This is a genomic window from Alcanivorax sp. HI0083 (assembly GCF_001635175.1).
Genome location: NZ_LWFX01000797.1, coordinates 1 through 280 on the forward strand (window position 1 = coordinate 1; position 280 = coordinate 280).

General features: G+C 52.5%; 1 protein-coding gene. It reads left to right on the forward strand.

All coding sequences use genetic code 11. The features are described from left to right. Positions 1 to 280 (forward strand): CorA family divalent cation transporter (locus A3754_RS07720; RefSeq protein ID WP_304439823.1); only part of this gene is annotated, 280 nt, incomplete at both ends.

Genomic DNA, 280 nt, shown 5'->3' on the forward strand with positions numbered 1-280 from the left:
GTGTCTGATGGATACCCAGCGATCCATCTCGTTTATTCAGCGCTATGTGCGATCGGACAAGGTGCGCCGGCGTACCTGTGCGGAAATCCAGCATGACCTGGATACCCTGCTGTCACACACGACTTTCCTGTTCGACAAGATCAACTTCCTGATGGATGCAGCCCAGGGCTTCATCAATATCCAGCAGAATCAGATCATCAAGATCTTTTCCATCGCGGCGGTGGTGTTCCTGCCGCCCACCATGATTGCCAGCATTTACGGAATGAACTTCGAGGTCATG